Raw genomic sequence first — 26883 nt, 5'->3', positions numbered from 1 at the left:
GCCGCTCCACCGCCGTCCCCGGACGGACGGCACAGGAACACCCACTCCGACAACGGAAGGACACGCAGATGCTCAGGAGCGTCGTGATCGTGGGCGGGGGAACCGCGGGTTGGATGTCGGCGGCCTACCTCAAGGCCGCCTTCGCCGACCGCATCGAGGTCACCGTCGTCGAGTCACCCCGAGTCAGCACGATCGGGGTCGGCGAGGCGACGTTCAGCACGGTCCAACAGTTCTTCGACTACCTGGGACTCCGGGAAAGCGACTGGATGCCCAGGTGCAACGCGACCTACAAGCTGGGCATCCGTTTCGAGAACTGGCGGGCGAAGGGCCACCACTTCTACCACCCGTTCGAACGGCTGCGGGTGGTGGACGGTTTCCCCCTCAGCGACTGGTGGCTCCACGAGCCGGCCTCGGATCGCTTCGACAAGGACGTCTTCCTCGTCTCGTCCCTCGCGGACGCGAAGAAGTCCCCCCGGTTCCTGGACCACCGCCTGTTCGAACCGGAGCTGGACCTGGAGTCCGGTGGGCGGATGTACCGCACGACGCTGTCCGAGCAGAGCACGCAGTTCCCCTACGCCTACCACTTCGACGCGGCACTGCTCGCGGACTTCCTCACCGAGTACGGCACCGACCGGGGCGTGCACCACGTCGTGGACCACGTCGAGGAGGTGGTGCTGGACGACCGGGGCTGGATCAGCCACGTCCGGACCAGGGAACACGGGGACGTGCGCGGTGACCTGTTCCTCGACTGCACGGGCTTCCGCGGCCTCCTGCTCGGCAAGGCCCTGGGTGAGCCCTTCGAGTCCTACCAGGACACCCTGCCCAACGACAGCGCGGTGGCTCTCCGCGTTCCGGTGGACGTGGAGACGAAGGGCCTGCGGCCCTGCACGACCGCCACCGCGATGGACGCGGGGTGGATCTGGACGATCCCCCTGTTCGACCGCATCGGGACGGGGTACGTCTACGCCAGCGACTACTGCTCCCCGGAGGATGCGGAGCGTGCCCTGCGCGAGTTCGTCGGGCCGGAGGCCGACGGGCTGGAGGCGAACCACATCCGGATGCGGATCGGCCGAAGCCGCGACTCGTGGGTCAACAACTGCGTGGCGGTGGGCCTGTCCAGCGGCTTCGTCGAGCCGCTGGAGTCGACGGGGATCTTCTTCATCCAGAACAACATCGAGAACCTGGTCAAGCACTTCCCGGACCAGCGGTGGTCCCCCCAGCTGCGGACGTCGTTCAACCGGGCCGTGAACCACGCGATGGACGGTGTTCGGGAGTTCCTGGTACTCCACTACCGGGCGGCCGCGCGGGCCGACAACGAGTACTGGCGGGACGCCAAGACGCGCGTCATCCCGGACGGGCTCGGGGAACGGCTCGAGCAGTGGCGGACCAAGCTTCCCGACGCGGAGAGCATCTACCCCCACTACCACGGTTTCGAGGCCTACTCCTACGTCTCGATGTTGATGGGGCTCGGGGGCATCCCGCTGGCCGCTCCCCCCGCACTGGCGCACATGGACGACACCTCGGCACGCGAGGAGATGCGGCTCATCCAGCACCAGGCCAAGGATCTGGTGGGGCGGCTGCCCAGCCAGTACGAGTACTTCGCCCAGTCGCACTGAACCGTGCCGGCGGAGGACGGGACCGTCGCGAAGCCGAAGGGGAGCGTGGTGTGACCGACGTGCCAGCGCTGCCAGCTGGTCCTCCCCCCGTGCCCTGGCCACGAGGGGAGGGCCGCGACGGGTTCGGCGTGCTGATGCCCGGGCTGCCCGCCGGAGTCGGGGCGGTCACCTCCGGTTCCCGCGATGCTCCGGTGCTGATGACGTGGGCGTCCCGCGCGCGGCGACTCCCAGACCCGCCGGTGTCGCTGGCGTGCCTCCCCGCCGCGAACCCGTCCCCGGCCGTCGCGCTCCGGCGCGGTGCCTTCGCGGTGCGCGCCGCGCCGGTGGCGGTCTGGCCGGTGGCGGAGCAGTCCTCCTCGGCGGTGTCCGGACCACCTCCCCCGGATTCCGGTGGCGGACGGGTCCTGGAGTGGCTGGGTCGCGCCGGGTGGGCGCGGCTCCGCTGGTCGACCGCTGGATGCGTGACGCGCACGGGCTCGGTGGCCACGAGGTCGTGCTCGGCGAGGTGGTCACCGCGCAGGGCACCGGGGCAGCGCCCACGGGGCCTCGCGTCGGACGCGGCGCGCCCGGTCACCGCCGGCTCCCCCCGCGCGACGCGCCCACGCCGGCCGTCCACAGCGGACGGGGCCGCTGGCCCCCACCGGTGTGGAGCGCTCGCCTTGGTCGACCCGCCGGCCCGGCGCGGGACGTGCGACCCGCCGGGACCCGATGACCCGCGATTCCGCTCCCGACCACTGGAGACGTGTTGATGACAGTCTGGGATCCGATCCTTGGGGTGCTGCACGTGGTGGGGGCCCTGGCCGCGGTGCTGCTGTTGGCCGTGCTCGGCCGCCGGCTGGCGGTGCTGCTCCGCCAGCCGAGCGTCATCGGCGAGATCGCGGCGGGCCTGCTGGTCGTTCCGCTGATCGGGGCGGTGGCCGGGGAGGACACCGTCAGCCTCGTGCTCCCGGCACCGGTGGTGGAGGTTCTGCACCTCGTCGGCACGGTCGGGCTGGTCCTGTTCCTGGTCAGCATCGTCCACGAGCTGGGAAGGAAGGACGGCGGGCTGCGCGCCGGCTCGGTCGGGTGGGTCACCGTGGGTTCGCTGGTACCGGCGTTGGGAAGCGGGTTGTTGCTGGGGTGGTGGGTGTTGTCCACCGGTGACGCGGAGCTGCGCGGCGACGCGCCCCTCCCGGCCTTCCTCCTGTTCGTCGCCATCGCGATGGCGGTGACGGCGGTACCGGTGTTGGCCCGCATCCTGGTGGACCGGAGGTTGAACGGAACTCCGGTGGGTGACCTCGCGATGTCGGCCGCCGTGGCGACGGACATGGTGGCGTGGGTTCTCCTCGCCGTCGCCATCGGGCTGACCGCCGGAGGGGTCGGCGGGGCGCTGGTGTCGATGCTCGTCATGGCGGTGGGGATCCCCACCGCTCTGGGGTGTCAAGCTCTGCTGCGGTCGGGCGGGGCGTCCGCGTGGGCGTCGAGGTTCGTCCGGAGCACCTCGCTCCTGCTTGCCCTGGCCGCCCTGGGTACGGCGGTGCTGTTGGAACACTGGGGGCTCACGGCCGTGGTCGGTGCCTTCCTCGTTGGCCTCGCGGTTCCCGGCGGCGGTGCCCTCGGGGGGTGGGACGGCCCCGTGGGGCGGCTGGCGACCGTGGGGAGGGCGTTGGTCCCGGTGTTCTTCGTCGTCGCGGGTCTGGACCTCTTCAGCGGCCCGAGCAGCGGCTTCCCCCTGGGCACGACGGTGCTCGCGGTCGTGCTCGGGATCCTGGGCAAGGTCGGCGGGGGCTACCTGGGGGCCCGGCTGGCCCGGCTGCCCAGGGGTGAGGCGGCCACCTTCGCGGTGCTGATGAACACGCGGGGGCTCACCGAGATCGTGGTGCTCCAGGCCGGCTACGCGGCCGGTATCCTCTCGGCCGGCCTGTTCCTGGTGCTCGTGGCGATGGCCCTGGTGACGACCGCGATGACCGGGCCGCTGTTGTCCCTCCTCGCCAGCAGGCGGCGACCCGCCGAACCGGCCACGGTGTAGCGCTCGCCTCGGCGATGGAACGTGGCGCGGTGGCGGCATCCGTCGCCGGGGATGCGGTTGGTGGCCGGGGTGGCGGCGTCAGAGGCGGGCGCTCACCGGCGGTGTCGGGTCGGCCGCGGCCTGGCCGAAGGCTCGCTGCACCTGGGAACAGCGCTCGATCACCTCGGACCGGCTCAGCCCGAGCACTTCGGCCTCGGCGAGCAGGGTGCGCAGCCGACGGTGCCAGTCCTCCACGAAGCGGGGGGCGGCGGATCCGGATCGGCGGTCCCGGCGGACGACGGCCCCGCTCCCCCGGTTGATCCGGATGACTCCTTCTCGGCGCAGCAGGTCGTAGGCCTTGCCCACCGTGTGGAAGTTGATGGCGAGGTCGCCAGCGAGCTTCCTCGTGGATGGCAGAACCGTCCCCTCAGCGAGGCGGCCGTCGGCGACGGCCTCCACCAGTCGGTCCCGAATCTGCTGGTAGATCGGAATTTCGCTGTCGAGGTCGAGATTGAGGCGCACCCACGCCATCCTAGCTGGTATACATCAACTAGAACACAAGATCAGCTGGGGGTGGATGGCGCGGTGGGGCGACCGGTAGCGGCCGAGGGAGCACCGGCGTCCTCGCGGACCCGCCCGGGCCAGGGCCGGTCACGCGCGCGGACGGCGGAGGAGCGATCGGCCCGCCCCGACGGGCCACCCAGCTGCCACCTGACTCTGCGGTACCTCCACGCGCGTCGCCCGTCGGGGGTGGGACGGGCCGTGCCAGCACTTCCAGGCACATCGGGAGGGCGCGCCACGCGGGCGCGCCGTCGGGAAAGGGGACGAGCATGGCTTCCGTGACCGTGTCGGACGACGAGGTCGTCGTCAGGTTCAACGCCGCCGAGGTCCCGCTGGTGGCCCGGCGCGTGGTGACGATCCCGCTCTCCGCCATCAGGGACGTCACCGTCGTCGAGAAGTCCCTGTCCACCAAGGGTGCGCGCCGCGCGGGGATGTTCGTCACCGGGGTAATGAAGGTCGGCATGTGGGGAACCGGGACCGGGATCCAGCAACTCGTCTCGGTCCGCCGGGGCACCCCTGCGCTGCGGATCATCCTGGACAAGTACGACGCCGGGCTGCGGATCGACGAGGTGATGGTCAGCACCCCCGACGCCCCCTCGGTCGCGGGTGACATCACACGTCGACGGGCGACGTCCCGGTGAGCGGGGACGGCGGCGGGGTCCGGGTCGAGGTGCGCGACCTGACCAAAAGGTTCGGCTCCGTCACGGCGGTCAACGGCCTGAGCTTCACCGTCGAACCAGGGGTGGTCACCGGATTCCTCGGCCCGAACGGGGCCGGGAAGACGACCACCATGAGGATGATCCTCGGCCTGGTCACCCCGACCTCGGGCACCGCGACCATCGGCGGCCGCCCCTACGCGGACCTGCCGCACCCTTCCCGCACCGTCGGCGCGGTCCTCGACTCGTCCAGTTTCCACCCGGGCCACGTCGCCCGCGACCACCTCGCCGTGTACTGCCGGATGGGCGGCTACCCGCTCGACCGCGTCGACGAGGTCATCCACCAGCTGGGCATCGGCGAGTTCGCCGACAGGAGGACGCGGGGCTTCTCCACGGGCATGCGGCAGCGGTTGAACCTGGCCACGGCGCTCCTCGGGGACGCGCGAGTGCTGTTGCTGGACGAGCCCAGCAACGGGCTCGACCCGGAGGGGATCGCCTGGTTGCGCTCCTTCCTGAAGGGCCTCGCCGACCAGGGGCGCACCGTCCTGGTGTCGAGCCACGTGCTCAGCGAGGTCGAGCAGGTCGTGGACGAGGTCGTCGTGGTGCGCCGGGGGGAACTGGTGGCCTCCGGGACCATGGCCGAACTGTCCTCGGCCGCGACGGCGGCCGTCGTCGTCCGCTCACCGGACGACGAACGCCTTGCCGAGACGTTGCGCGCCGAGTCCGTCCAGGGGACGCGCGCCACCTCGGTCGAGAGGCTCGAAGCCGGCACGATCCGCGTCGAGGGACTCACCACCGCCCAGATCGCGGACCTCGCCGCCGACCACCGGCTCCGGGTGCACGAGTTGACGCCGGAACGATCCACCCTCGAACAGGTCTTCCTACGACTGACCTCGGACCCCAGGGAGAGTGTCCGGTGAACCGGTTGATCAGCGCGGAGGCGACGCGTCTGCTGTCCTCGCGGCTCTGGCTCGGAGCACTCATCGGCGCCCTGGTCTGCGGCGGCGCCCTGATCGGCGGATTGACCCTGTTGGGGCCGGAGAACTTCGATCCTCCGATGCCGGGGCTGGACACCGAGGAGGGGGTCCGCGGCCTCCTCGGCATGCTGTCCTTCACCGTGTTCGTGCCGGCAGCGCTCGGCACGCTCGCCGTGACCTCCGAGTACCGGCACCGCACCATCTCCGGACCACGGCGACACCGAGCGGAAGACCGCCGCCCAGTCCGGTTCGGACACTGTAGCCGATCAAGATCAGCAACCAGCCGCCCCCGTCGGCGAAGGGGAGTCCACTGTGTCCGGTGTGACTGGTGGGACTGATGTTTCCGCGGAGACCTCTGATCGGCCGGTGGACGCCGAGGCCGGGGCGGCGCGCACCGCGTCGACCGACGAGGCGGGGACCGACGAGGCGGGGACCGAGGTACCTCCTCCGGCGACGGGCGCGGTGGAGGAGACCACGACCGACGTCCAGTCGCCGTCGGCGCCGGCCGCCGGGGAGGCCGACCAGTCGGGCGAGGAGGAGGACGTGGCGAGCGCACCTGCTCCACGGACGTGCGGGTTCCGAGGCCACGTCGAACGAGGGGAACGGCCAGTCCCTCGAACGGTCGAGGGCTCCGTCGAACGGAATCAGCGGGTGGGCCTGGCGGCGGAGGTCGGCCAGCCGGGAACGCCGGGTCGCCGAAGGTGTCACGCATCCACTGCCCGGCCGGCGCGCCAGGGCATCAGGCCGACGGAGGACCGGTCCCCGTCCCGTCCGTCGTCGGCCGGCCGCTCCTCCCCGGCACTCCGGCCGGGGAGAAGCCTCCCGCTCACCGGCGAGAGACCCGAGTGGCGGTTCCGCGGCGTCGGGGTGACCGGAGACGAAGGCGACCAGCCGGCGGGAGGCCTCCCCGCCGCGCAGCACCACGGCGGCCTGCCGAACCAGGTCGGACTCCAGCAGGGCGGCCTCGATCTCACCCAGCTCGATGCGGTAGCCGCGCAGCTTCACCTGGCCGTCCCGGCGGCCCAGGTACTCCACGGCCCCGTCCGGTCCGAACCGGGCCCGGTCCCCGGTGCGGTAGAGGCGGTCACCGGGACCCCCGAAGGGGTCGGGCACGAACCGCTCGGCGGTGAGACCCGGCCTGCCGAGGTAGCCGACCGCCACCGCCTGCCCGCCGATGCACAGCTCGCCCTCCGCGCCCACCGGCAGCGGGTTCAGGTACGACCCGGTGGCCGCGTGGTTCCGGGGGTAGTCCGCGTTCCGCGAGCCACGCCGCCCCCCGCAGCAACAGGGCTACGCCCATCCCCGATCCGACCAACCAGCACAACGCCCACATGGCAAGCCCCTTCCTACCCCTGATACCGGGACCGAGTTGTAACCCCATCCCGTGACGCTCAGATTGAGCGCCATGTGGGAACGTTATCGAGTAAAGTTACTAGCTACCTATACCCCATTCGGGCTAAGTGGGAAGCTTGATCCGGTAGACGCGGCACCTGCGAGACTGAGGCCACGTGAGCCGTACGAAGGCACATGGAGGACAGATGCGCTCGAACCCCACCGCCAGCAAGCGCCAACTGGGCGCGGCGCTACGGCGGTTACGTGCTGTCGCGGGTCTGACCGCAGCCGACGTGGCTCGGAGGTTGGAGTGGTCCGCGCCGAAGGTGTCCTCCATCGAGACCGCGCGAGTAAGGACGCACCCCAACGACGTGCGGCTGTTGATGGACGTCTACGAGGTCACCGATGAGGCGGAGCGTGACTTGCTGTTGCAGCTCTGCAGGGGATCGCGGAACGCCGGCTGGTGGCAGCAGTACGGCGGCAAAGCCCTGCAACAGTGGGCGACCCAGTTCATTGGCCTGGAGGATGCGGCAACCGAGATCCAGTACTTCGGCCTCGATCTCGTCTACGGGCCGACGCAGACCTCGGACTACGCCCGAGCGGTCATCGCGGCGGGTGCGCGTGACTACGACGGAGACGACGTCGAACGGGCCGTTCAGCTGCGGGGTGAACGTCGATCACACCTGTTGTCCGAGGACGGCCCCCAAGTGTGGATGGTCCTCGACGAGGCCGCGCTGCGGCGCACCATCGGCGGTCAGGACGTCATGCGGGAGCAGTTGGAGTTCCTCGTCGAGTTGAGCCATCGCAGGAACATCACGATACAGGTCCTGCCCGCCTCCGTTGGTGCGCACCCGATGCTGGGGTCCGCGTTCCAGATCATATCGTTCGCGGAGGGCGATTCGATCGTCTACATCGAGGACCTCACGAGCGCACAGTATATGGAACGGGGTGAGGACCTGCGCAGGTACTCGGCCGGCTTCAACATGCTGCGTGCCATGGCGCTCAGCCCCGAAGCCTCACAGAACATGGTGGAAACGATCGCGGAGGAACTAAAGTGATTTCTGATGAGGCCTGGAAGGTCAGCAGTTATAGTGGTGGATCCAACAACTGCGTGGAGGTGGGGCGGACTCCCGGGCTCGCGGCCGTCCGTGACACCAAGAACCGTGATGGTGGAACGCTGGTCGTCGACCGTGGCACGTTCGCGGCGTTCCTCGCTGCGGTGAAGTCCGGCCGCCTGTAATCCGACGCTCTGAGCCCCTGGCCAGGTGTGCCGCTGGTCAGGGGCTCGTTTCCCCTCAGCTCATTCGAACCACGCGATGTTACCGAAGATTACTTCGCGCCCCTCTATCTCGTATTCTCGCGTCTCCCGTTCGATGCGGGCCGCCTGTTCGTCTCGGCTTCCCTCCCATGGGGTGAACACGCCTCCCCGTAGACTGCCGGGCGTAATTCTCCCTTCGCGCACGAGTCCGGCTGCTATCTGACCTGCCCTGCTGATCTGCTGATCCCAGGGAACCCCACCCACGTCGACCAGTATGCCGATTATCGCAGTCATCATGACGTAGTCGATCTCGGCGAGATCGCATACGGATTCGCGAACCTCGTAATCAATATCCATCTGGTTTGTTCCTTGCTGTGACGTGCACTTTGAAGAAATTCCGATGCATGTCCCTGTCATCTAGTGTGGGCTCGTCCTTTGTTAATCTCGTACTTTCCCGGAAGCTACCAGGGTCCCCGTCAGGGTGCTCTATCATGCTGCCACCATGGTCGTGGAGTTTAACCTCCTGTGTGCGGTAGTATTGAGTCAGTAGAATCCGTAGCTCTGATGAAGGAGGTGGCGGAAGGGCCATGAAGGAGATTCAGTGGCGCAAGAGTAGCTACAGTGGAGGTTCTGAAAATTGTGTTGATGTCGGGATCGTCGCCGATCTCACGGCTGTACGCGACACCAAGAACCGTGATGGTGGAACGCTGGTCGTCGACCGTGGCACGTTCGCGACGTTCCTCGCTGCGGTGAAGTCTGACCGCCTGTAGCTAGTGCCTCTGGCGAGCCCCCGGCCAGCACTACGCCTGGTCGGGGGCTCGTCCCCCCTCGGCTCATGCGAACCACGCGATATCACCCAGATCAACGTCCCGGCCGGCCTTCTCGTATTCCCGCGTCTCCCGTTCGATCCGGGACGCCGTCTCCTCACGACTTCCCTCCCAGTGCTGGAAAACGCCCCTGTGTAGTTCCCCTGGGGTGATCTTTCCTTCCCGTACAAGTTGGGCGGCTATCTCGCCGGCTCGGCTGATCTGCCGGTCGGCGCTCACTCCGCCCACGTTGACCAGTGCCCCGATGATGTCGGACATCATCACGTAGTCGATTTCCACCAGGTCGCACACTGACTCGCGAACCTCCTGGTCAATGTCCATCTGGTTCGTTCCTCGCTGTGGCGCGTACTATGGAAAATTTCGGTGTGCGCCCCTGGCGCCTGGCGTGGGATCGTGCTTTGTTGATTTCGCATGTCCCCGCAAGCTAACAGTGTTTCGTCGGGGTGCTCCATCATGCTGCCGCCATGTTTGTGGCGTTTAATTTCCTGTGCGGGGTAACATGGAGTCCAGGTGAATCCGTAAGTCTGGTGAAGAAGGCGTCACTGGAGCTGTGAAGGCCGGCCGCCTGTAGCTGGTGCCGCTGTTGGCGAGCCCCCGGCCAGCACTACGCCTGGTCGAGGGGCTCGTTCCCCCTCGGCTCATGCGAACCACGCGATATCGCCCAGATTCATCTCACGTCCGTTCTCCTCGTACTCCCGCGTCTCGCGTTCGACGCGTACTGCCCAGTCCTCTCGACTTCCCTCCCACGGGGTGAAAACGTTTCCTCGTAAGCTCCCGGGTGTGATCCTGCCTTCGCGTACGAGTCCGGCTGCTATTCGGCCTGCCCTGCTGATCTGCTGGTCCCAGGGAACCCCACCAACGCGAACGATGAGGCCAATGATCTCAGCCATCATGACGTAGTCGTCCTCGGCAAGGTCGCACAAGGATTCGCGGACCTCGTGATCAATGTCCATGTGGATTGTTCCCCACCTCGACGGGCGGTTCGCGGCGAGTCCGGTGCCGGTGTATCGATGTCCAGCTTGGTCTAGTCCGCAGCTCATGCGAACCACGCGATGTCGCCAAAAATTACTTCGCGCCCCTCTGCCTCGTACTCTAGCGTCTCACGTTCGATACGGGCCGCCTGTTCGTCTCGGCTTCCCTCCCATGGGGTGAACGTGCCTCCCCGTAGGCTCCCGGGGGTGATTCTCCCTTCGCGCACGAGTCCGGCCGCTATCCGACCTGCCCTGCTGATCTGCTGGTCCCAGGGAACCCCACCCACATCGACCAGTATGCCGATAACATCGGTCATCATGACATAATCTGCTTCGGCGAGATCGCACACGGATTCGCGGACCTCGTAGTCAATGTCCATTCTAGGTTTCCTTCAATGCGACGTGTATCTTAAAAATGTTTCGGTGCTTGTCTCTCACGTCCAGTGCGGGATCATCTTTCGTGGATTTCGAGCTGTTCCTGAAGCCGACAATAGTTCCCTCGGCATCCATTATCATCATACCTTCGTATCCGGGTGGATCAATCCTCCTTGCTCCCTTCGCGAGGGCATCAAAAATTTCCCGCACTTCGTCGGCGGTGTCGACTTCCCTGACCACCTTGCGACGACCGAGCGGAGAGAGGCGGCCGATTCCCTCGCCCTTGTCCCTCGCGTACTCGCTCGCGGTCTTCCCTCGCCACGTCCCCACGGTGGGCGGCGCGGCCGGTGGCCCGGCAGCCGTAGGAGCGGGCGGGGGAGGTGCTGTCCCCGGGCCGCCGTTTCCGGCGATGCCGTCGAGGTAGCGGCGGATCAGGTCGGCGGACCGTCCGAACGCCGCGTACGCCTGCTCAACGGCTCCGCCGCGTCGGCGGCCGACTTCACCACCCACACCACGTCGTGGTTCGCCGAAGCTAGGAGGAGTTGGGCGGAGAGTTGACACCCGCGTTCCGCTCTGTCGAGTGCCACCACCAGGCCGCGCTGAGCCTCCTCGATCTCCACCAGGGCCGCCCGTGCCTGAGCCACCACGTCGGCGACGGACACCAGCCACCCTCCTCACACCCCCGTTGCACACCGTGACGAACAGTAGCAACGGGTAACTGTACGACCGTGAGCCGGTTGGCGCGGTAATCGTCGAGCGCGGAGTCCGAGGCAACCAGCGAGGGCTTGAAGTAGGCGAGTCGGATGCGCACGCCCCGGTCCTTCACGCCATTGCGCAGCACGGCGAGCACACCGTCGGTGTCGATGGCCTTCGCAAGACGTCGCGCGAACCCGCGCTGCGCCGCGTCGGCGTCACCGCCGTAGTAGGGGAGGAGCTCATTCCACTCGGCCTGCTGGGTAGCCCCGATGAAGGTGAACAGCTGCCCGGTGTCCAGACCGAGCTTGGGGTCGTAGTCAGAAGCGGCGCCCAGCTCCCAGCCGCGCTCGGTCATCGCATCGACGATGGCGAACCACCACTCCTCCCCCGGCCCCAGCACCGCCCCCGGCGCCACCACCCGATCAGGCCACCCCTCCCCAGCTTCGTCCGGAGGAGGCGGGTACGGGACGGTGTTGTACGGCTGCTCCCGAGGGACGAACACCCCTTCCACGAGGCTCATGTCCACCGGCCGCACCAACTCGACGCCGGTCACGGTCAGGCTCGTGGTCCCGTCGTTCACGACGGGCCCCACGCTGCTGGTCCCCGTCGGCCCCGCGTGCAGCGGCATGCAGTCCCGCGCGTACGGCTCGGCATCCGCGTTACCCCCCACCAGCAACGGACCGTCGCGGGTAGGTCCGCCGGAACACCCAGCGACGGCGAGCAGGACCGCCAGGAGGGCGGCGCACCCCCGCGCCCTCACGGGTACATCTGGACGACGAGCGTCCCCGGCCCGGTCGCGGACGCGGGATGCGCTCTTGTGCCGCACACCGCTCGACCCGCGAACCGGAACGGCCGACTCCCCGACACCACCTGAGCTCGATCGCGCACGCTGCTCCGCCCTCACCAGTCCGGCCAGTCGATCTCCACGCCGATGCACTGCTCCCGCATGGCGACCGAGGTCCCGGTCAGCGCGTAGCCGCCGGCCGATGGGGTGGCCGGCGGGCACCTCCCGCCCACCCCCACTGCCGCACGGCATGGCGCAACACGTCCCACCAGGAGCAGCCCCACCAGAACCGCCCGAGCTCAACGTCGGTGATCCACCTTCACCGAGGAGTTCACGCCCGGCGACCAGCCAGGCGCTCAGCCGGTGAGGGTGAGGGGCGTGGGGCTGAACCGGCGGCCAACAGGCGGCGCGAGCCTGTGCCCCGACGAGGCGTGAGGTTCGTCGACACCTGCCGGGAGGACGATGACATCATCGGCCGCCTCGCAGCCGAGCAGGGCCGCTTAGCTCACGGGTGAGTCCTGACGGTCTCGTGCCGCGCTGAAGGCACCCGCGGAGGTCTTCGCCGTCGTCCAGGCCGCCGCCGGGCAGTTCCCACCAGTGGTGATCGGGCTCGGCGGGGTCGAGGGGACCGGCCACGTAGCAGGCGGTCACCTCCGCCTCGGCCACGAACTCGGCGGATCCCCACCAGCAGGACCGTCCCCCACCGGTCGGCCGCTCGGCGGAGCGAGCCGGTGGCTCGACGCCTCCTCGGTGTCCCTCCTCCTGTTCGGTCCCCGTTGTCGAACCCCACGAAGGTACGAGCAGGTGCGAGTGCCGGAACCGCCCCGGGACACACCGACTCGCCGACCACCGGACGCCTGGTCCACAGCGAAACCACGAGGCGCACCGACGACCAGCGGGAGCGGCCGAGCCACCAGTCACGGCAGCCCCGACGGCCAGCTCACGCGCCCCCAGCCGACGGATCGCGACGTCTGGAGCCATCCCCGGCACCACCCGAACCGACTGACTCCGGCGCGGGCCGTCCCCCCGGCCTTGCCGTTTCCTCTTGCCCAGGACCAGGACCGTACTGGATGGCCCTGCCTCCGATCAGCTAGCGGAACCACGTGTCCGGTCGACCAACGGCCGAGCTCCGGCGAGGAATCGCGGACGTTCCATTCCAGCAGGCTCGTCACCGAACACCTGTCCCTCCTGGCGCCGAGCCAGCAGCGATGCCGGCGGGGCCGAGCCGAACGATTCGCTGGCCGTGCACAGTCTCCCCGCCGAGCGCGGCGAGGATCGGGACGATCGCCTTTTCGGGGTCGGTTTCGGCGCGGCAGGTGAACAGGTCGACGTGCGCGAGTTCGTGCTCGGGCCAGGTGGACACGGTCAGGTGGGACTCGGCCAGCACCAGCACGCAGGTGGCGCCGTGCGGCTGGAACACCACGGGCAGTTCGCCGAGCACCGTGCAGCCGAGCCGGGCGACGGCGGCGCGCATGGCTTCCAGCAGCTCGGCGGGTTCGGGATTGGGGATGGTGCAGCCGGTGATGTCGTAGACGGCGTGGATCACGGGACCCTCCAGGGATTGGTCAGGCCGATCGCCGGTCGAGGGACGGGCCGTTGGCTGGGATGCGGATGAGGTCGGCGAGGTAGTCGACGGTGTAGGAGCGGTGCAGCCGGCGCGGTTCGGCCGCCCAACGGGTGACCTCGGTGCAGAGCGCGTCGAGCGCGTCGTCACCGTGCTGGTCGAGCAGGACATCGAGGTTGAGGAACGCCTCGGGCAGGTCGGCGTAGGCGGCGCCGTAGCGGACATAGAGCGTCTTGGACAGCTTGCCGCCGCTGCGGTCGGGCACGAGTGGGGTGAACACGCTGACCGGCCATTCGGCGGCCGGGATGCCCAGCGTCGCCAGCGCGGGCGCCAGGACGTGGGCGTGCCAGGCCCCGCCCCAGTCCGCGCCGTCCACCGACACCGAGCACGCCTCGTACAGCTCACCCTCGGCGGCGAGCAGGAACCCTTTCTGAATGGAGCGGACCGGGGTATTCGCGTCGTACCAGCCGCCCGTACCACTGATGTCAATGGTCTCCCGGTAGCAGCCGTGGACTGGGCAGAGCGAGTCCAGGTGAACGACTCCGTCACCCGCGGTGATCGACAGGTTCTTCGCGGATTTCTCCATCAGGCGACACTCGGGGCAGCGTGGTCGGATGCGGACGATCCCGTCGGCCGGGGCCACGATCGAGCGGAAGTCCTCCAGACGGGAGGCCATCGCGTGCAGGCAGGTCCGCACCGGCGTCAGCCTTTGGTAGATCGAGTACGGCCGGAACTCGTAGCGCACCTGCGAGCGGTCCGCCGCCCACCGCAGCAGCCGCTCGAACCCCGAGATTCGGTCGGCGCGGTCGAGGTGGCCGGAGTCGATGAGATCTCCCACGGTGCGGGTGTAGATCTCGCCGTCGATCTCGACATGCTCTGCCGGGGCGTTGTCCAGAGCGTCGAAGATGACCGTCGCCGGAAGGTCCAAGACGTCGGCGTTGTGGCGGGCGGCGGCGAACACCGAGAGCACGGTGACGACGGTGCCGATGTGGGGAGTGCCGTTCAGCTGCGCGGCGGTCGTCACACGAAGCCGCTGCTTGCCGCGGGCCGCGGCTCGCAGCAGATCGGTGTTGTCGCTCGTCAGATGCGCGATCCCGACCGGGGCGAAGAACAGCTCGCCTGGTTCTGGTGACTGAGCGGTTCGGCTTGTGGGCATGGCTGTGTCCTTCCGACGTAGGTCCACACGGCGGGAAACTCGGGATCGGCGATCGTGATCCGCTTGAGGAGCAGTAGGTGCGCGCCTGCCTGGGTGGCGGCGTTCTGGTAGAGCTGGTGGGTCAGCTCGACTCGCCCGCGTGGGTCGCGGGCAACCCAGTTGGCGCCGGCGGTCCAGCCGCCCGGCGCGAGCAGGCGATGAATCTCGGCGAACCGGGTGGTGAAGTGCTCGTCGTTGCGGCACAAGCCGAGCAACCCGAACTGGGTCACCAGGTCGAAGGTGGTCGCGGTCAGGTCGGCGGGCAGTGACCGGTCCAGGCAGTCGGCGCGGACCCGTACGACCAGCGATCGGCAGCGTGCCAGGAAGTCGTCAGGCTCGGCGCGCCCGCAGAGCGCCAGCGCGGTGGTGTGCACCCCGCGAGGCTGGGCGAGTTCGGCGAACTGGCCCAGGATCTCCAGCCGTGTGCGATCGACGTCGACCGCGACGAGTTGCTGGGCGCGTAGGGCGATGGCCCACAGCATCGACTCCGATCCGCAGCCCAGGTCCACCCAGGTCTGAACGGGTGGGATGGTCATCAGGGCGGCGAGGATGTCCTCGGTGCCCAGGCCGAAGCGGAACTGCTCGGCGTAGTAGCGCCGCCAATACTCGTCCGCGTCGGCCACGGTCTCGTTGCCGCTCACCGCTGGACTCCCGGGTCGGTGGTGGCCAGGACTTCAGACAGCCCGTGCTGTCCGGCCAGCAACCGGACGTGGACGAACCCGGCGGCGGTGAAGGTGTCCCGCAACTGCTGGGCGGAGAACAGGGCCAGCTCCACCGTGGTCGTGTAGAGGCTGTGCCCGGCGGGGTCGACGTAGTCGAACTCGATGCGCAGCCGGTCGTCGTCGCGTTGCTGGCGGCGACGCCGCAGGACCGCCCCACCGGCGTGGGCGGGGTCGAACCAGCGGTCGGGGAACCACACCCGGTGCTGGCGGGCGACGTCGTAGAAGGTGGCGGAGTCCACCCCACCGCCGGGATGCGTGCACGCCACCTGCGCGAGCACCTCGACACCAGGACGCAGTGCCTGCCGGAGCGCGGTCAACATGTCGGTCAGCGAGGATTGGCGGGCGAGCTGGTTCAGCGCGGCGTTCGGCGCCACCACGAGCTCGACCTCGGAAAGGAACTCCAGCTCGTGCAGGTAGGCCACCGCCGGAACCGTGTGTTCGGCGGGCACACCGGCGTTGGCTGCGTGCTCGACCGCGGCGGCGAGCATCTCCGGGCAGGCGTCCACCAAGGTCACCGTGGCGCCTGCACGGGCGTACTCGGTCAGGAAATGTCCTGCGCCGCAGGGGATTTCCACCACGTGCGGGCCGGTGCGCAGCAGCCCATGCAGCAGCCGGGGTCGGCGAACGGCGGTGGCTTCGGCGCGGGCGAACCGTGCCCGCCGCGCGTAGGACTCGACCACGGCGACGGCGTTGCTGGTCGCGGTCACGCCGGGACTCCGTAGAACGCGGCGTGCTGACGGCAGATCGGATGCACCAGCCGACCGGCCTGGGCGATCCGGGCTGCCTCGATCGCCCTGTCGCTCACGCCGGACAAGGCGACGCGGGCCAGGCGCACCAGGTACGGGGCGGCGTTGCCGGTGTACGCCGCGGTCGTGGTGAGCGGCACCAGCGCCGGGAGGGCGTCGAGTTTGACGTGCAGCACGCCTTGGGTCACGCGCGGGGCGTCGCCGGGTTGCTGGACCGGCCCGGCCGTGGGCAAGTAGCCCTCCCCATACCCGCAGGTGGCGTCCACGATGACCGCGCCGGCCTTCATCTCACGCAGGTCGGTTTCCGTGATCATTGGGGCCGTGTCGAACGTCGAGATCAGGATCGCGCCGACAACGAGATCCGCCTCGGCCAGGACGCGCGAGCGCAGCTCCGGCGTGTTGACCGCGACCCGCACGCCGGTCGGGGCGTCCGGCAGGTACCGGCCTGCCGAGTCCTCCGAGCGCGTGAGGACGGTGACCCGCGCGCCGAGCGCGGCCGCGGTGCGAGCCGCAGCCGCACCGACGGTGCCGCATCCGATCACCACCACCTGGGGCGCCACCGCTCCGGTGACTTCGGCCAGCAGCACGCCACGTCCACCCTGGAAGACCTATTCGGCACCGCGGAGTTCGATGTCCCGGTCGAGCGTGTGTTGATGTCGCTCGACCCGGAGTACTACGAGTTGATCTGGCAGCGCCTCAAGCGGCACGAGTTCCGCCGCCGATATCTCGCTGACCGGCCCACCACGTGGTTCGTCTACCTCACCGCGCCGGTATCCAAGCTGGCCGCCGTGATCGACCTCGACGAAGCCGTCGTGGCCAGTCCGACCCGGATCGCTGAGATCGCCGAGCAGGCCCGCGTCGGCAACGGCGAATCGGTCTTCGAGTACCTCAAGGATCTGGAGAACGGGTTCGCGCTGCCGATCAGGAAGGTGCGCGAGTTCTCGGGGTTCACCGCCGAGGAACTGACCGGCATGCTCGGCAAATTCCACCCTCCGCAGGGCTACACCCGGGTGGACAAGAACCTCACGCTCGCGGGCGTGTGCGACAAGCTGATGGCGGCCGAACCGGTGCGAGAGCTGGTCGTGGAGCACCCTGCCTCCGTAATCTGATCACATCAGGAACGGGAAGGGGTGGGGCGAAATGGCCGGTCGGCGCGCACGTGGTAAGGGCCCAGCAGCCGTCCTGGGCGTATCCCCGCTGCGGCAGGCACGCCTGTCAATTCCGGCCACGCTGGAGCAGGTCTGCGAGGACCTCGACAAACAGTCGAATAACGGCTCGTCCGGAGTCACGCCGAGTATGTTGTCCGGCTGGGAGCTGGGCAAGCACATCACCAGCATCCGCTACCGCAAGGTGCTCGCCGGCTATTACGCCCAGCCCCCGGAAGTGCTGTTCGCCCACCAGGACCAGCGGCTCACCGCCGGATCCGAGACACCACTCCTGCTGGTCGGCCACCACGACCTGCGCGCGGCCATGACCGAAGTGGTCCACGGCGCCGGCCAGTACCTGGCGGTCGTGGGGTCCCGCTCACGCGACGCGGCCTACCTCGACGCGATCGAGGCCGTGCTGGTGCAGCGGCCCGAGCTGGTGCACTACCGGGTGCTGTTCGGCCCGCCGCGCCACCAGGTCCTCAAGGACCACCTGTTGCGGCTGGTGAAGATCCGCGATCCGCACGACCGCAGCCTTGGGGTGAAGACGCTGCACATCGGCGTTGTCGAGGACGCCCCCCGAGCCCCGGAGCGGTTCTTCTGCGCCTCGGAGTCCACCGCCGTCGTGCCGATCCCCTCACTGACCTCATCGGAGGCGTTCGACTCCGGGGTGCTGTTCGAGGCGGCGGTGGCCGAACGGCTGATCGACCACGCACGGCAGGTCTACGCCGGTGCCCGCCGGATCGAGAGTGACCAGGCCCTACGTGACCTGCCGGCAGTGCCAAGCTAGACGCCAGAGACGATGCCCAGCAGAGCGTGGGTGAAGGGCGGTGCCGGTCGTGAACATGATCAACCACGGCGGTGAGCGCGACGTGTTGGCTGCGGCTACCGAGGACCACGAGTCGGTCATCGCCCTGACCCGTGAACTCGTCGCCATCCCCAGCCGAGGCGGTGTCGACCCGTACGAGCCGGTGCTCAACCGGCTGAGTGGCTGGCTGGAACAGCGCAACCTCGTCGTCACCGTGCTCAGGGACAAGGCCGGCGCCACCGTCGGCCTGACCTGCGAGATCCGCGGAGCGCATCCCGGCCCCCGCTGGGTGCTCGACGCCTGTCTGGACACCGCACCCTTCGGCGACGAGGCCGCCTGGACCCATCCGCCGACCTCCGCGACCATCGTCGACGGTTGGCTCTACGGGCGCGGCAGCGCCGACTCCAAGACCGGCGCCGCGATCTTCTGCCACGTCGCCACCCGGCTCGCCACCATGACCGACCAGCTGCGCGGCAGCCTGGTACTGCTGTTCGACGTCGACGAGCACACCGGGGCCTTCGGCGGGGCGAAACGCTACTTCGAGGGCCCGGACGCACCCGACGACGTGGCCGGCGTGATGATCGGCTACCCCGGCATGGACAAACTCGTCGTCGGCGGACGCGGCGTGCACCGTGCCACACTGCACGTGCACGGCGTGGCCTCGCACTCAGGCGGTAGCAAAACCACTCCGAGCGCCATCGAGAAGGCCGCCAACCTGGTCCGGGTGCTCTCCGCGGCTGAGCTCGCCGCCAGCGCCAGCTCCGAATTCCCGATGGCCGGCAAGCTAACCGTGACCGCGATCGAGGGAGGCCAGGGCTACTCGGTCACCCCGGACCTGTGCACCCTCCACGTCGATATCCGCACCACCCGCGACTTCGACGACGAGGACGCCGCCCGACTGCTGAAACACCTCGTCGCCCAAGTCGACGACGCGTGGCCCGGAACGCATCCGACCCTCATCCAGGTCGACACTCGCTGGCCCGCGTTCGCCCTCGCCGAAGACTCCCGACTGCGCGCCGCCATCCTCGACGCCGCCACAGCGGTCGGCGTCGAGGTCGAGCCCAAGATCGCCGGCCCGTCCAACATCGGCAACTACCTCGCCGGCCTGAACATCCCCGCCACCGCGGGCTTCGGCGTCGACTACGTCGGCCTACACGGCACCGACGAACGAATCCGCCTGGACACCATCCCCACCATCCAAGCGATCTACCACGCCGCCGTACTCGCGCTCCTGCGTCCGTAGCCCGACCGTGCGCGGTTTCGACAACGAGCAGTGGGACGTCCCCAGGTGGAACAGGCAACTCCAACTCGTGCCCGCCGCGTTCGGATCGCGCGGACCGGGGAACCAGCAACACCAAAATGGTGGACACGGCCGGTGCCCGCATAAACGACGGGCACATCCCGGGACACCACCGCCCGGCACACCGAGAGGACTGCCCCGCTCGCTCGACACCAGACCGGCGGCCGCGACGACCGGCGAACGCCGGCGGCGGGCGGCAGACAGTGCCCCGCCGGCCGGACCGGCCCTGCGATCCCGGCCGCCCCGAACAGTGGGTGGCGTACCGGCTCACCCCCGCTTGCGCGGGGCTTTCCCACCGGGTCGGTTGCGCGCGACAAGTTCCTCCGGCTCACCCCCGCTTGCGCGGGGCTTTCGAGCTCACGACGAACACGCTGCGGTGGTCGGGCGGCTCACCCCCGCTTGCGCGGGGCTTTCGCGCCGCCCGCCGAGCGGGATTCACCCGGCTACGGATCACCCCCGCTTGCGCGGGGCTTTCCGGAGCGCCGTCAGGTCCGACCGGCCGCACCCCGGATCACCCCCGCTTGCGCGGGGCTTTCACGGGCCAAGTTGATCGTGGAGGTTGGACCGCCCCGGTGGTGTTGGAGGCCGTGCCTCCCACGCTCGTGTACGTTCAGACCGCTGTGGCCTGTCGCCAGTGACGAATGGCGGTGTCAATCCGTTGACCTGCGACGGGTAGCGCCGACGCGCGCTCGACCCACTCGGCGAGCACAGCGGCCGATCGGTTCCAGTGTTGCAATTTTTTTCAGGTGGTTTGGCACTGGATTTCGGCGTGGGGTTGCCGCGCGGAGTCGCTCCGAGCGGGCTGGTCCGGCGCCAGGTGGGTTCGGGGTGGCGCCTCCCTGAGCGCGGGTTCGGTTCCGGTGGGTTCGAGGCGCGACATCGTCCGCCGCGACCCCGGCGCCCACTCTCGTGGTGGTGCGCGACTCAGCCGGTCCGCTCGCCGACGGGGTGGATTCTTTCACCGGTGGGTGGAGGGGAATGTGGTTGAGCACCTGGTGGGTGCTCCCGGTTCTCCTCCACCCACTTTTTTGTGCGCCCAGGAACCGGAGCTCCGCGTTCGGGGAGGGGCGGGTTGGTCGGCGTCCGAGCGGTGCCGAACCGTTCCACCGCCAGGGTTGGTCAGGCGTTCCCGGTGCTGTCCGTTCCCCTGTGCGGTCCCCACCCAGTGACGGCCACGGTCCCGTCTGCCCGGAACCCGTCCGGCGGCCCCCGCCTAGGGGGTGCAGATGGACGACCAGGAGGCAGGCAGCCGGCCTTCGCCGTGGGGTGGTCCCCGAGGCCGTGACCGCCCTCGGACGGCGGACCCCACGACTGGCGGCTCGGCTCGCCGGACGGGGTGGTGGCCCAGCGGCGCGCACCGCCCCGAGGGCGGCCTCGACGTCCCCTCCGGGGCCTTCCCGGTGACCCGGGACTGGGGCAGCGTCAGGGACGGCTGACTGGTCGTGGTCGGGGTCGACGAGACGAACCAGCGGTCGACTGGCGAACCCGCGGTCGGCTTCGGGCGTGACCGTCACCGCTGACGATCCGGTCCCCGGTCGTCGGTGGCGAGCGCACCTGCTCCACGGACGTGCGGGTTCCGAGGCCACGTCGAACGAGGGGCACGGCCAGTCCCTCGAACCGTCGAGGGCTTCGTCGAACGGAACCAGCAGTTGGGCCTGGGCCTGGCGACGGAGGTCGACCAGCCGGGAACGCTGGGTCACCGAAGGTGTCACGCATCCACTGCCCGTCTGACGGGCCACGGGCGAGGGTGTCCGGCGGGTCGAGGACCGGTCCCCGTCCCGTCCGTCGTCGGGCGGCCGCTCCTCCCCGGCACTCCGGCCGGGGAGAAGCCTCCCGCTCACCGGCGAGAGACCCGAGTGGCGGTTCCGCGGCGGTCTCCCGCCACCACCCTCCGGTCCGAACGGGGCCGGTGCCGGCGAAGACCTCGTGACGGACGGCGCGTGCTCACGGTGCCGGCCACCCCCAGGAGATGCCGACCGTCCCGGGAGGCACGTCCAGCTCGACCACGTGCGCGCACTGCTCCGGTCCCAAGGTCAGAGGCGACCGCGACGGGGCCTTGCGCCGATCGGCGGGGCGGACGAAACGGTGCGGGGCCACGGGAAGGGCCTCGGGGGAGAAGGACACCTCCAACAGGTACTCCCGCACCGGAGCGACGAACCTCCTGGAACACTCCGTCGTCCGCGTGGCGGCGGGCCTGCCCGGCTGGGCGCGCAGCTCGAACTCCAGGATGGTGGTCGCCCCTCTGGCCAACGGCCCCGGCAGCACGAGTTCGGCCACCACCAGCCCGGTGCCACCGGACCGGGCCACCCTGCCCACCCGGCAGTTGCGGATGGCGTGCGGGGTGAGGCTGGGCAGGCCGGGGCGTTCCGGGTCGAACACGACGAGGCAGCGGTCCGGCCCCTCCCCCCGGGCGCGGAGCACCTGCCGCGTCCGAATTCGGCGGACGTCGCCCGAGCCGCCGATCGAATAATGGTCGTGGTGACTGATTCGTTCCAGCATGGTGTCCGACCGGATGTCGAATGAGGACAGCAGCTCGGGCACCGCCGGCACCTCCGGCCACAGCGACGCGATGGACGGGATTGTTAATCGCCTGTTTCTTCCCCTGGGTCTGGGTGGGCCGAGCAGGGAACGGAGAGCGGTCGGCGGCAGAGTGAGCAGGCTTTCCAGCTGCCGCAACGCGTTCAGCGATTCCCGCCGTTCGGGCCGGCTGCGGCCGGACTGCCAGTAGCTGAGCGTGGCGACGCTGATGTGGTGACCGTGCTGCTCCAGCCGGTACCTGATGCGGTCGAGGCTGAGCCCGCTCGCCGCGATCGCCGCTCGCAGGGTGCTGGGGAATGGCTCGTCAGCCGGTGATGTGCGGTCGGTGGTCTGGCGGGTTCCGTCCCCGTCGACCTGGTCGCTCGTACTCCACGTGGCACCGATCATGCTCACTCCTCGCAGTCGGATCGCACTCCGGCTGACGTTAGTGCGGGGCGTTCTCCCGTGGCAGCCCCCGCGTGCCGTGAATTCCGGAGTCCGGGAACTGGGCGACGGCGCTCATCTGTTAAGTGTCAAAACCCGGTCCTTTCCACCGCCCTGTTTTCTTCCTAGCATCGGTGCAGCATCACGAATTACCGCCAACAGTGTTCCGTGTTTCGTTCTTGTGACGTAATTCGTGGTGATCGGGAGTAACGGTGATCGGTTTCGGTTTCGCATGCCCGGACGCGGCGGAACCGTACCCGGAAGGGATTCAGGGATGACGAACAACTGGCGGAACTACCTACGGACGTTCGGCGGTGTCGGAGCCGCCGTCGCGCTGTCACTGACCGCGCTGACCGGGGCGGCCGGTGCCAACCCGACGGCGGACCAGGTCGGGAAGGTGCTGCACGCGGACTCGGCACGGGCGATCAAGGGCAGCTACCTGGTCGTGCTCGACGAGACGAGCCCTCGGCTGGCCTCCGGCGTGACCGCCACCGCCGACGGGCTGGTCACCCAGTACGGCGGCAGCGTCGAGCGGACCTACTCCACGGCCATCCAGGGTTTCGAGGCCGCGCTCACCGAGGGGCAGGCCCGCCGGCTGGCCGCCGACCCGTCGGTGGCCTACGTCGAGCAGAACCAGCGGGTGAGCATCGACCTGACCGCCGCCCCGGCCACCACGCGTGACGTGGGCGTCCAGGCCGTGCAGACCAACCCGCCGTCCTGGGGCCTCGACCGCGTCGACCAGCGGAACCTGCCGTTGGACAACCGGTACGAGTACACCACCACCGGTAGCGGCGTCACCGTGTACGTGCTGGACACCGGCGTCAACATCAGCCACCCGACCTTCGGCGGTCGGGCGAGCTACGGCTACAACTTCGTCAACAACACGCCCAACGCCGAGGACGGCAACGGGCACGGGACGCACGTGGCGGGCACCGTCGCCGGGTCCCAGTTCGGTGTGGCCAAGAACGCGCGGATCGTGGCCGTGCAGGTCCTCGGTGCCACCGGTGGCGGCACCACCGCCGGGGTCGTCGCCGGCGTGAACTGGGTGGCCGCGAACGCCAGCGGTCCCTCGGTCGCGAACCTGAGCCTGGGTGGCGGCGTGTCCACCGCCCTTGATCAGGCCGTCGTCAACGCCATCAACAGCGGCGTCACCCACGTGGTGGCGGCCGGGAACAACAACGGCAACGCCAACAACTACTCGCCGGCCCGGGTCGGCCCGGCGATCACGGTCGGGGCGACCACCAGCACCGACGCCCGCGCCTCGTACTCCAACTTCGGCAAGGTCGACATCTTCGCACCCGGTTCCAACATCACCTCCGCCTGGCGCGCGGGTGGCACCTACACCGGCAACGGCACCTCCTTCGCGTCCCCGCACGTGGCCGGTGCCGCCGCCCGTTACCTCCAGAGCAACCCCGGCGCCACTCCCGCCCAGGTGAAGAGCGCGCTCCAGTCGTGGGGCACCAGCGGCATCGTGACCAACCCGGGCACCGGTTCCACCAACCGCCTGCTGTACGTGCCGCCGGCGAGCTGACCGGGTCCTCCTCGCGAACCCACCTCGCGTCCACCGGTGGCCGGCTCCCTGACGGGAACCGGCCACCGGCCGTTGGACGCGGTTGTCCCGGGGGCGGGGGTGGCCGTGCTGGCCGGCCGAGGACCAGGGGAGACGTCGAGAGCGGGGAACGACGCGGTCGGCAAGTCCCTGACCACTGCCTGGGACGCCGTTGACCGGCGGTCCCACTCGGTCTTGGGTACCGGTGACCGGATCACCGCCACCACAGGAGTTCATGTGCGCATCTCCCGTCCCACCGCCGGGTTGCTCGTCGCGGCCCTGGTCGCGGCCACGGCCGCGGCGGCACCTCCCGCCACCGCGGCCGAGCCACCGCCTCCCGACGCCCCGCCAGGGGTGGACGTCTCGGACCGGGACGCGGTCCTCGCGGCGGACCTGGCCGACCCTGCCCGGGTGCGACCGCGTGGCGAGAACCGGCCGGGCACCCCGGGGGAGCGAGTGGAGGCCGGGACGCCCAGCTCCTTCTCCGAGTCGGACGAACGCGGGTACCCCCGGCGGACCCAGTTGCGGATCTACCCCGACGACCCGGCCGACAGGTCGGTCAAGTTGGGCCTCGTCCCGTACCACGAGCTGGCTCCCCGGCTCAACGACCTCCAGGCCGAGAGCGACCGGGTCTCCGTCGAGGTGCTCGGCGAGTCGGTGCTCGGGCGTGACATCTACCTCGTCACCCTCACCGCCCCCGAGACCCCGGAGGACAGCGCCCAGCAGCGGCGGTGGCGGGACGCGATCCGCACCGACCCCCGCGCCGCGGCGGCGGACGAGGAACTCCGCGCCGGGTACAAGGCCCCGATGTGGTTCAACGCCAACATCCACGGTGACGAGTGGGAGGGCACCGACGGGTCGCTCCGCGTCATCGAACAGCTGGCCACCAGCGAGGACCCCGAGGACCTCCGGCTGTTGGAGACGTCCAGGCTCTACTTCACGGTCTCGCACAACCCGGACGGCCGGGTGGCCGGCACCCGGCAGAACGCGGCCGGTTTCGACCTGAACCGCGACTTCGTGACGGTGGCCAACCCGGAGACGGAGGCCGTGCGGAAGGTGGCGATCAACGGCCAGTCGCTGGTGATGTTGGACCTGCACGGCTACGTGAACCCGACGCTGCTGAGCCCGAACACCGCCCCGCACGTGCAGAACGCCGAGTACGACCTGTACCTCAAGCACGCCTGGCCCAACGCGTTGGGCATGGAACGGGCCATCGCCGGGCTCGGCCACCCCGAGACCCAGCGGGCCGACATCCCGATCCGGGACCGCGCGCCGGGTGACTGGGACGACTGGCTGCCGATGTACACGCCGATGTACGCGATGTTGCAGGGCACCCACGGTCACACCGTCGAGGTCCCGTTGCGGGTGAACCGGCAGGACTACGAGAACCAGCCGGTGGCGGAGCTCCGCCGCAGGGCGGCGGTGAACACCGACGTCGCCGAGGCGACCATCCTGAGCACCATCGACTACGTGGACGCCAACCGGGACGAGTTGGTCGCCGACCAGATCGAGTTCTTCCGCCGGGCGGGGGCCGGGGAGCAGCAGCGGCGCATCCCCGACGACTACATCCCCGGCTTCGGGGAGGCGGACCGGTACACCACCGAGTTCCCCCGGGGCTACGTGATCCCGGCGGCCGGGGAGGGCACCTCGGAGCCGGCGGCGGCGCGCCTGGTGAACCTGTTGCTGGACAACGGTGTTGAGGTGCGGCGCACCGAAGCTGGCTTCCGCGTGGGGCGGGAGGAGTACCCACCCGGTTCGTACCTGGTGGACCTGCGGCAGCCTCGCCGCGCGATCGCGAACTCGCTGCTGGAGGACGGTGCCGATCTGACCGAGCGGGTGCCCAGGACCTACGCGAACTCGGCGCTGAGCCACGGGTTGTTGTGGGGGGCCGAGGTGGCGCCGGTGCGGGGTGGGCTGACGGTGCGTTCCCGTCCCGTGGAGGAGCCGGTGGCCTCGGGTGGCGTGGACGTCGCCCCGGGCCGGGACCTCGCCGTCGCCCTCACCGACGGCAGTGACGTCCGGGTCGTGAACGACCTGCTCGGCCGGGGTCACCAGGTGCACAGGTCGTCCGAGGGCGTCATCGTGGTGCCGGCGTCGGCGCGCGCCGACGCGTTGGCCGCGTCCCGTGAGCACGGTGTGCGCTTCACCGAGGCCCCGAGCGGTGACGAACGGACTCCCGTGGGACAGCGGCCGGTGGTGGCCGCGGCCGTGTCACCGGACGAGCTGGTCGCGTTGCGCGGTATGGGGTTCGAGGTGCGGCCGGTGTCGACCGCCGTCCTCAACGAGGGGTTCGACTGGCGCCGGGTGGACGTGCTCTACGTGTCGGCGGGTCTGGAGCTGTCCGGTCTCCGCGAGGAGGCACGCGCGGACCTCACGGAGTTCCTGGGCCGCGGTGGGGTGGTGACGCGCGGCGCGGTCGGGGCCCGGTTCAACACCGAGGCCGGCCTGCTGCCCGTCGACGTCGTCCGGGGCCGTTCCGACGCCAACGGCATCGTCGAGGTCGGCGCCGGTGACGGGTGGGTCGGCTCCGGTGCGGCCCCGCACTCCTTCGTCTACTCACCCCTGTGGTTCGAGGGCCTCGGCGACGGGGTGACCGTGGAGCAGCGGTACGGCCCGGACGCGCCGCTCGTGGCGGGCCACTGGCGACCCGAGCAGGACGGCACCGGCGGTCAGGTGGAGGCGGCCGGGCGGCCGGCCGTGGTGTCCGGCGTTGGTGGCGCGGGGACACCGACCGTGCTGTTCGGCACGGAACCCCTGTTCCGGGATCACCCGAAGGGTTTGTACTCGCAGGTGGCCAGGGCTCTCTACTGGACGGCGAGTTCCTGACCCGCTGACCGCTGGGGTGGGGTGGCC

The 26883-nt window shown here is 69.6% G+C and carries 26 protein-coding genes and 1 CRISPR repeat array; of the genes, 12 read left to right on the top strand and 14 right to left on the bottom strand.

Annotated elements, in window-relative coordinates; all coding sequences use genetic code 11:
• Positions 1-68: 68 nt before the first annotated feature.
• Together C1701_RS15530 and C1701_RS15525 are read left to right on the top strand one after the other, a co-directional pair.
• Positions 69-1616 (top strand): tryptophan halogenase family protein, encoded by a 1548-nt coding sequence (locus C1701_RS15530; protein WP_026420321.1) that lies wholly within the window; start codon positions 69-71, stop codon positions 1614-1616.
• A 748-nt stretch (positions 1617-2364) separates the two neighbouring features.
• Positions 2365-3624, top strand: coding sequence for a cation:proton antiporter (locus C1701_RS15525; protein ID WP_103056098.1), 1260 nt, complete (start codon positions 2365-2367; stop codon positions 3622-3624).
• 78 nt (positions 3625-3702) lie between these two features.
• Here C1701_RS15525 and C1701_RS15520 read toward each other — a convergent pair whose 3' ends face one another.
• Entirely contained in the window at positions 3703-4125 is a 423-nt protein-coding gene (locus C1701_RS15520; RefSeq protein WP_026420319.1) for a GntR family transcriptional regulator, read from the bottom strand.
• Positions 4126-4433: 308 nt separating this feature from the next.
• On the opposite strand from C1701_RS15520, the gene C1701_RS15515 reads away from it, so the two are divergent.
• Both C1701_RS15515 and C1701_RS15510 read left to right on the top strand, forming a co-directional pair.
• On the top strand, positions 4434-4805 hold the full coding sequence (locus C1701_RS15515) for a hypothetical protein (protein WP_026420318.1): 372 nt from the start codon (positions 4434-4436) through the stop codon (positions 4803-4805).
• A complete protein-coding gene (locus C1701_RS15510; protein ID WP_026420317.1) occupies positions 4802-5740 on the top strand; it encodes an ABC transporter ATP-binding protein in 939 nt (312 codons plus the stop codon). The genes C1701_RS15515 and C1701_RS15510 overlap by 4 nt, the downstream gene beginning before the upstream one ends.
• Positions 5741-5932: 192 nt before the next feature.
• Here the strand turns inward: C1701_RS15510 and C1701_RS15500 are convergent, their stop codons facing one another.
• Positions 5933-6997, bottom strand: a complete 1065-nt coding sequence (locus tag C1701_RS15500; RefSeq protein WP_337661713.1) for a hypothetical protein — start codon at positions 6995-6997, stop codon at positions 5933-5935.
• A gap of 425 nt (positions 6998-7422) precedes the next feature.
• Here C1701_RS15500 and C1701_RS15495 point away from each other — a divergent pair, with 425 nt between their 5' ends.
• On the top strand, positions 7423-8187 hold the full coding sequence (locus C1701_RS15495) for a helix-turn-helix domain-containing protein (protein ID WP_337661712.1): 765 nt from the start codon (positions 7423-7425) through the stop codon (positions 8185-8187).
• Complete coding sequence (locus tag C1701_RS15490) at positions 8184-8369, top strand: DUF397 domain-containing protein (protein WP_337661711.1); 186 nt, start codon at positions 8184-8186, stop codon at positions 8367-8369. Before C1701_RS15495 ends, C1701_RS15490 begins: the two co-directional genes overlap by 4 nt.
• Before the next feature lie 60 nt (positions 8370-8429).
• Here the strand turns inward: C1701_RS15490 and C1701_RS15485 are convergent, their stop codons facing one another.
• Positions 8430-8744, bottom strand: a complete 315-nt coding sequence (locus tag C1701_RS15485) for a hypothetical protein (protein WP_103056094.1) — start codon at positions 8742-8744, stop codon at positions 8430-8432.
• Positions 8745-8974: 230 nt separating this feature from the next.
• Between C1701_RS15485 and C1701_RS15480 the strand changes: the two genes are divergently transcribed.
• On the top strand, positions 8975-9157 hold the full coding sequence (locus tag C1701_RS15480; protein WP_103056093.1) for a DUF397 domain-containing protein: 183 nt from the start codon (positions 8975-8977) through the stop codon (positions 9155-9157).
• 63 nt (positions 9158-9220) lie between these two features.
• On the opposite strand, the gene C1701_RS15475 is transcribed toward C1701_RS15480, so the two are convergent.
• The 10 genes from C1701_RS15475 to C1701_RS15430 all read right to left on the bottom strand — a co-directional run bounded on the left by C1701_RS15475 (position 9221) and on the right by C1701_RS15430 (position 16854).
• Positions 9221-9535, bottom strand: coding sequence for a hypothetical protein (locus tag C1701_RS15475; RefSeq protein WP_103056092.1), 315 nt, complete (start codon positions 9533-9535; stop codon positions 9221-9223).
• 317 nt (positions 9536-9852) lie between these two features.
• Positions 9853-10167: a hypothetical protein gene (locus C1701_RS15470; protein ID WP_103056091.1), complete on the bottom strand. Its 315-nt coding sequence runs from the start codon at positions 10165-10167 to the stop codon at positions 9853-9855.
• 83 nt (positions 10168-10250) lie between these two features.
• Complete coding sequence (locus tag C1701_RS15465; RefSeq protein WP_103056090.1) at positions 10251-10565, bottom strand: hypothetical protein; 315 nt, start codon at positions 10563-10565, stop codon at positions 10251-10253.
• Between the two features lies 1 nt (position 10566).
• Complete coding sequence (locus C1701_RS27475) at positions 10567-11070, bottom strand: hypothetical protein (protein ID WP_337661710.1); 504 nt, start codon at positions 11068-11070, stop codon at positions 10567-10569.
• Positions 11071-11092: 22 nt separating this feature from the next.
• A complete protein-coding gene (locus C1701_RS27470; protein WP_337661709.1) occupies positions 11093-11926 on the bottom strand; it encodes a hypothetical protein in 834 nt (277 codons plus the stop codon).
• A 1282-nt stretch (positions 11927-13208) separates the two neighbouring features.
• The gene (speD, locus tag C1701_RS15450) at positions 13209-13586 is read right to left on the bottom strand and encodes an adenosylmethionine decarboxylase (RefSeq protein WP_103056089.1); all 378 of its coding nucleotides are present in this window, start codon (positions 13584-13586) and stop codon (positions 13209-13211) included.
• A gap of 19 nt (positions 13587-13605) precedes the next feature.
• Entirely contained in the window at positions 13606-14760 is a 1155-nt protein-coding gene (locus tag C1701_RS15445; RefSeq protein ID WP_103056088.1) for a hypothetical protein, read from the bottom strand.
• Positions 14685-15440 (bottom strand): class I SAM-dependent methyltransferase, encoded by a 756-nt coding sequence (locus C1701_RS15440; protein ID WP_103056087.1) that lies wholly within the window; start codon positions 15438-15440, stop codon positions 14685-14687. The genes C1701_RS15445 and C1701_RS15440 overlap by 76 nt, the downstream gene beginning before the upstream one ends.
• Entirely contained in the window at positions 15437-16228 is a 792-nt protein-coding gene (locus tag C1701_RS15435; RefSeq protein WP_337661708.1) for a class I SAM-dependent methyltransferase, read from the bottom strand. The genes C1701_RS15440 and C1701_RS15435 overlap by 4 nt, the downstream gene beginning before the upstream one ends.
• Positions 16225-16854: an NAD(P)-dependent oxidoreductase gene (locus C1701_RS15430; RefSeq protein WP_337661707.1), complete on the bottom strand. Its 630-nt coding sequence runs from the start codon at positions 16852-16854 to the stop codon at positions 16225-16227. The genes C1701_RS15435 and C1701_RS15430 overlap by 4 nt, the downstream gene beginning before the upstream one ends.
• 66 nt (positions 16855-16920) lie before the next feature.
• Here C1701_RS15430 and C1701_RS15425 point away from each other — a divergent pair, with 66 nt between their 5' ends.
• From C1701_RS15425 to C1701_RS15415, 3 genes are all read left to right on the top strand, one after another.
• Complete coding sequence (locus tag C1701_RS15425; protein ID WP_103056085.1) at positions 16921-17376, top strand: hypothetical protein; 456 nt, start codon at positions 16921-16923, stop codon at positions 17374-17376.
• A 187-nt stretch (positions 17377-17563) separates the two neighbouring features.
• The gene (locus C1701_RS15420; RefSeq protein ID WP_103056084.1) at positions 17564-18202 is read left to right on the top strand and encodes a transcriptional regulator; all 639 of its coding nucleotides are present in this window, start codon (positions 17564-17566) and stop codon (positions 18200-18202) included.
• A 55-nt stretch (positions 18203-18257) separates the two neighbouring features.
• The gene (locus C1701_RS15415; RefSeq protein ID WP_337662300.1) at positions 18258-19463 is read left to right on the top strand and encodes a M20 family metallopeptidase; all 1206 of its coding nucleotides are present in this window, start codon (positions 18258-18260) and stop codon (positions 19461-19463) included.
• Between the two features lie 319 nt (positions 19464-19782).
• Positions 19783-20056: a CRISPR direct-repeat array (repeat unit 30 nt; unit sequence CCGGCTCACCCCCGCTTGCGCGGGGCTTTC).
• A gap of 1408 nt (positions 20057-21464) precedes the next feature.
• Here C1701_RS15415 and C1701_RS15405 read toward each other — a convergent pair.
• Positions 21465-22445, bottom strand: coding sequence for a hypothetical protein (locus tag C1701_RS15405; protein ID WP_081715491.1), 981 nt, complete (start codon positions 22443-22445; stop codon positions 21465-21467).
• A gap of 310 nt (positions 22446-22755) precedes the next feature.
• On the opposite strand from C1701_RS15405, the gene C1701_RS15400 reads away from it, so the two are divergent.
• Together C1701_RS15400 and C1701_RS15395 are read left to right on the top strand one after the other, a co-directional pair.
• Positions 22756-24012 carry a S8 family peptidase gene (locus C1701_RS15400; RefSeq protein WP_026419155.1) on the top strand — a complete coding sequence of 419 codons (1257 nt, stop codon included), beginning with the start codon at positions 22756-22758 and terminating at the stop codon, positions 24010-24012.
• 36 nt (positions 24013-24048) lie between these two features.
• Positions 24049-26856 carry a M14 family zinc carboxypeptidase gene (locus C1701_RS15395; RefSeq protein ID WP_337661706.1) on the top strand — a complete coding sequence of 936 codons (2808 nt, stop codon included), beginning with the start codon at positions 24049-24051 and terminating at the stop codon, positions 26854-26856.
• Positions 26857-26883: the final 27 nt, after the last annotated feature.

Source organism: Actinoalloteichus sp. AHMU CJ021 (assembly GCF_002895405.1).
Taxonomy (GTDB): Bacteria; Actinomycetota; Actinomycetes; order Mycobacteriales; family Pseudonocardiaceae; genus Actinoalloteichus_B; species Actinoalloteichus_B caeruleus.
Note: the sequence above shows the minus strand (reverse complement) of the source record. Positions and strands in the feature narration are given on the sequence as shown.

What these genes read in the sequence shown, in the direction of transcription:
- C1701_RS15530 (WP_026420321.1), top strand. Translation starts at nt 69, where the DNA reads ATGCTCAGGAGCGTCGTGATCGTGGGCGGGGGAACCGCGGGTTGGATG.
- C1701_RS15525 (WP_103056098.1), top strand. Translation starts at nt 2,365, where the DNA reads ATGACAGTCTGGGATCCGATCCTTGGGGTGCTGCACGTGGTGGGGGCC.
- C1701_RS15515 (WP_026420318.1), top strand. Translation starts at nt 4,434, where the DNA reads ATGGCTTCCGTGACCGTGTCGGACGACGAGGTCGTCGTCAGGTTCAAC.
- C1701_RS15485 (WP_103056094.1), bottom strand. Translation starts at nt 8,744, where the DNA reads ATGGATATTGATTACGAGGTTCGCGAATCCGTATGCGATCTCGCCGAG.
- C1701_RS15480 (WP_103056093.1), top strand. Translation starts at nt 8,975, where the DNA reads ATGAAGGAGATTCAGTGGCGCAAGAGTAGCTACAGTGGAGGTTCTGAA.
- C1701_RS15475 (WP_103056092.1), bottom strand. Translation starts at nt 9,535, where the DNA reads ATGGACATTGACCAGGAGGTTCGCGAGTCAGTGTGCGACCTGGTGGAA.
- C1701_RS15470 (WP_103056091.1), bottom strand. Translation starts at nt 10,167, where the DNA reads ATGGACATTGATCACGAGGTCCGCGAATCCTTGTGCGACCTTGCCGAG.
- C1701_RS15465 (WP_103056090.1), bottom strand. Translation starts at nt 10,565, where the DNA reads ATGGACATTGACTACGAGGTCCGCGAATCCGTGTGCGATCTCGCCGAA.
- C1701_RS15445 (WP_103056088.1), bottom strand. Translation starts at nt 14,760, where the DNA reads ATGCCCACAAGCCGAACCGCTCAGTCACCAGAACCAGGCGAGCTGTTC.
- C1701_RS15425 (WP_103056085.1), top strand. Translation starts at nt 16,921, where the DNA reads ATGTCGCTCGACCCGGAGTACTACGAGTTGATCTGGCAGCGCCTCAAG.
- C1701_RS15420 (WP_103056084.1), top strand. Translation starts at nt 17,564, where the DNA reads ATGTTGTCCGGCTGGGAGCTGGGCAAGCACATCACCAGCATCCGCTAC.
- C1701_RS15415 (WP_337662300.1), top strand. Translation starts at nt 18,258, where the DNA reads ATGATCAACCACGGCGGTGAGCGCGACGTGTTGGCTGCGGCTACCGAG.
- C1701_RS15405 (WP_081715491.1), bottom strand. Translation starts at nt 22,445, where the DNA reads ATGATCGGTGCCACGTGGAGTACGAGCGACCAGGTCGACGGGGACGGA.
- C1701_RS15400 (WP_026419155.1), top strand. Translation starts at nt 22,756, where the DNA reads ATGACGAACAACTGGCGGAACTACCTACGGACGTTCGGCGGTGTCGGA.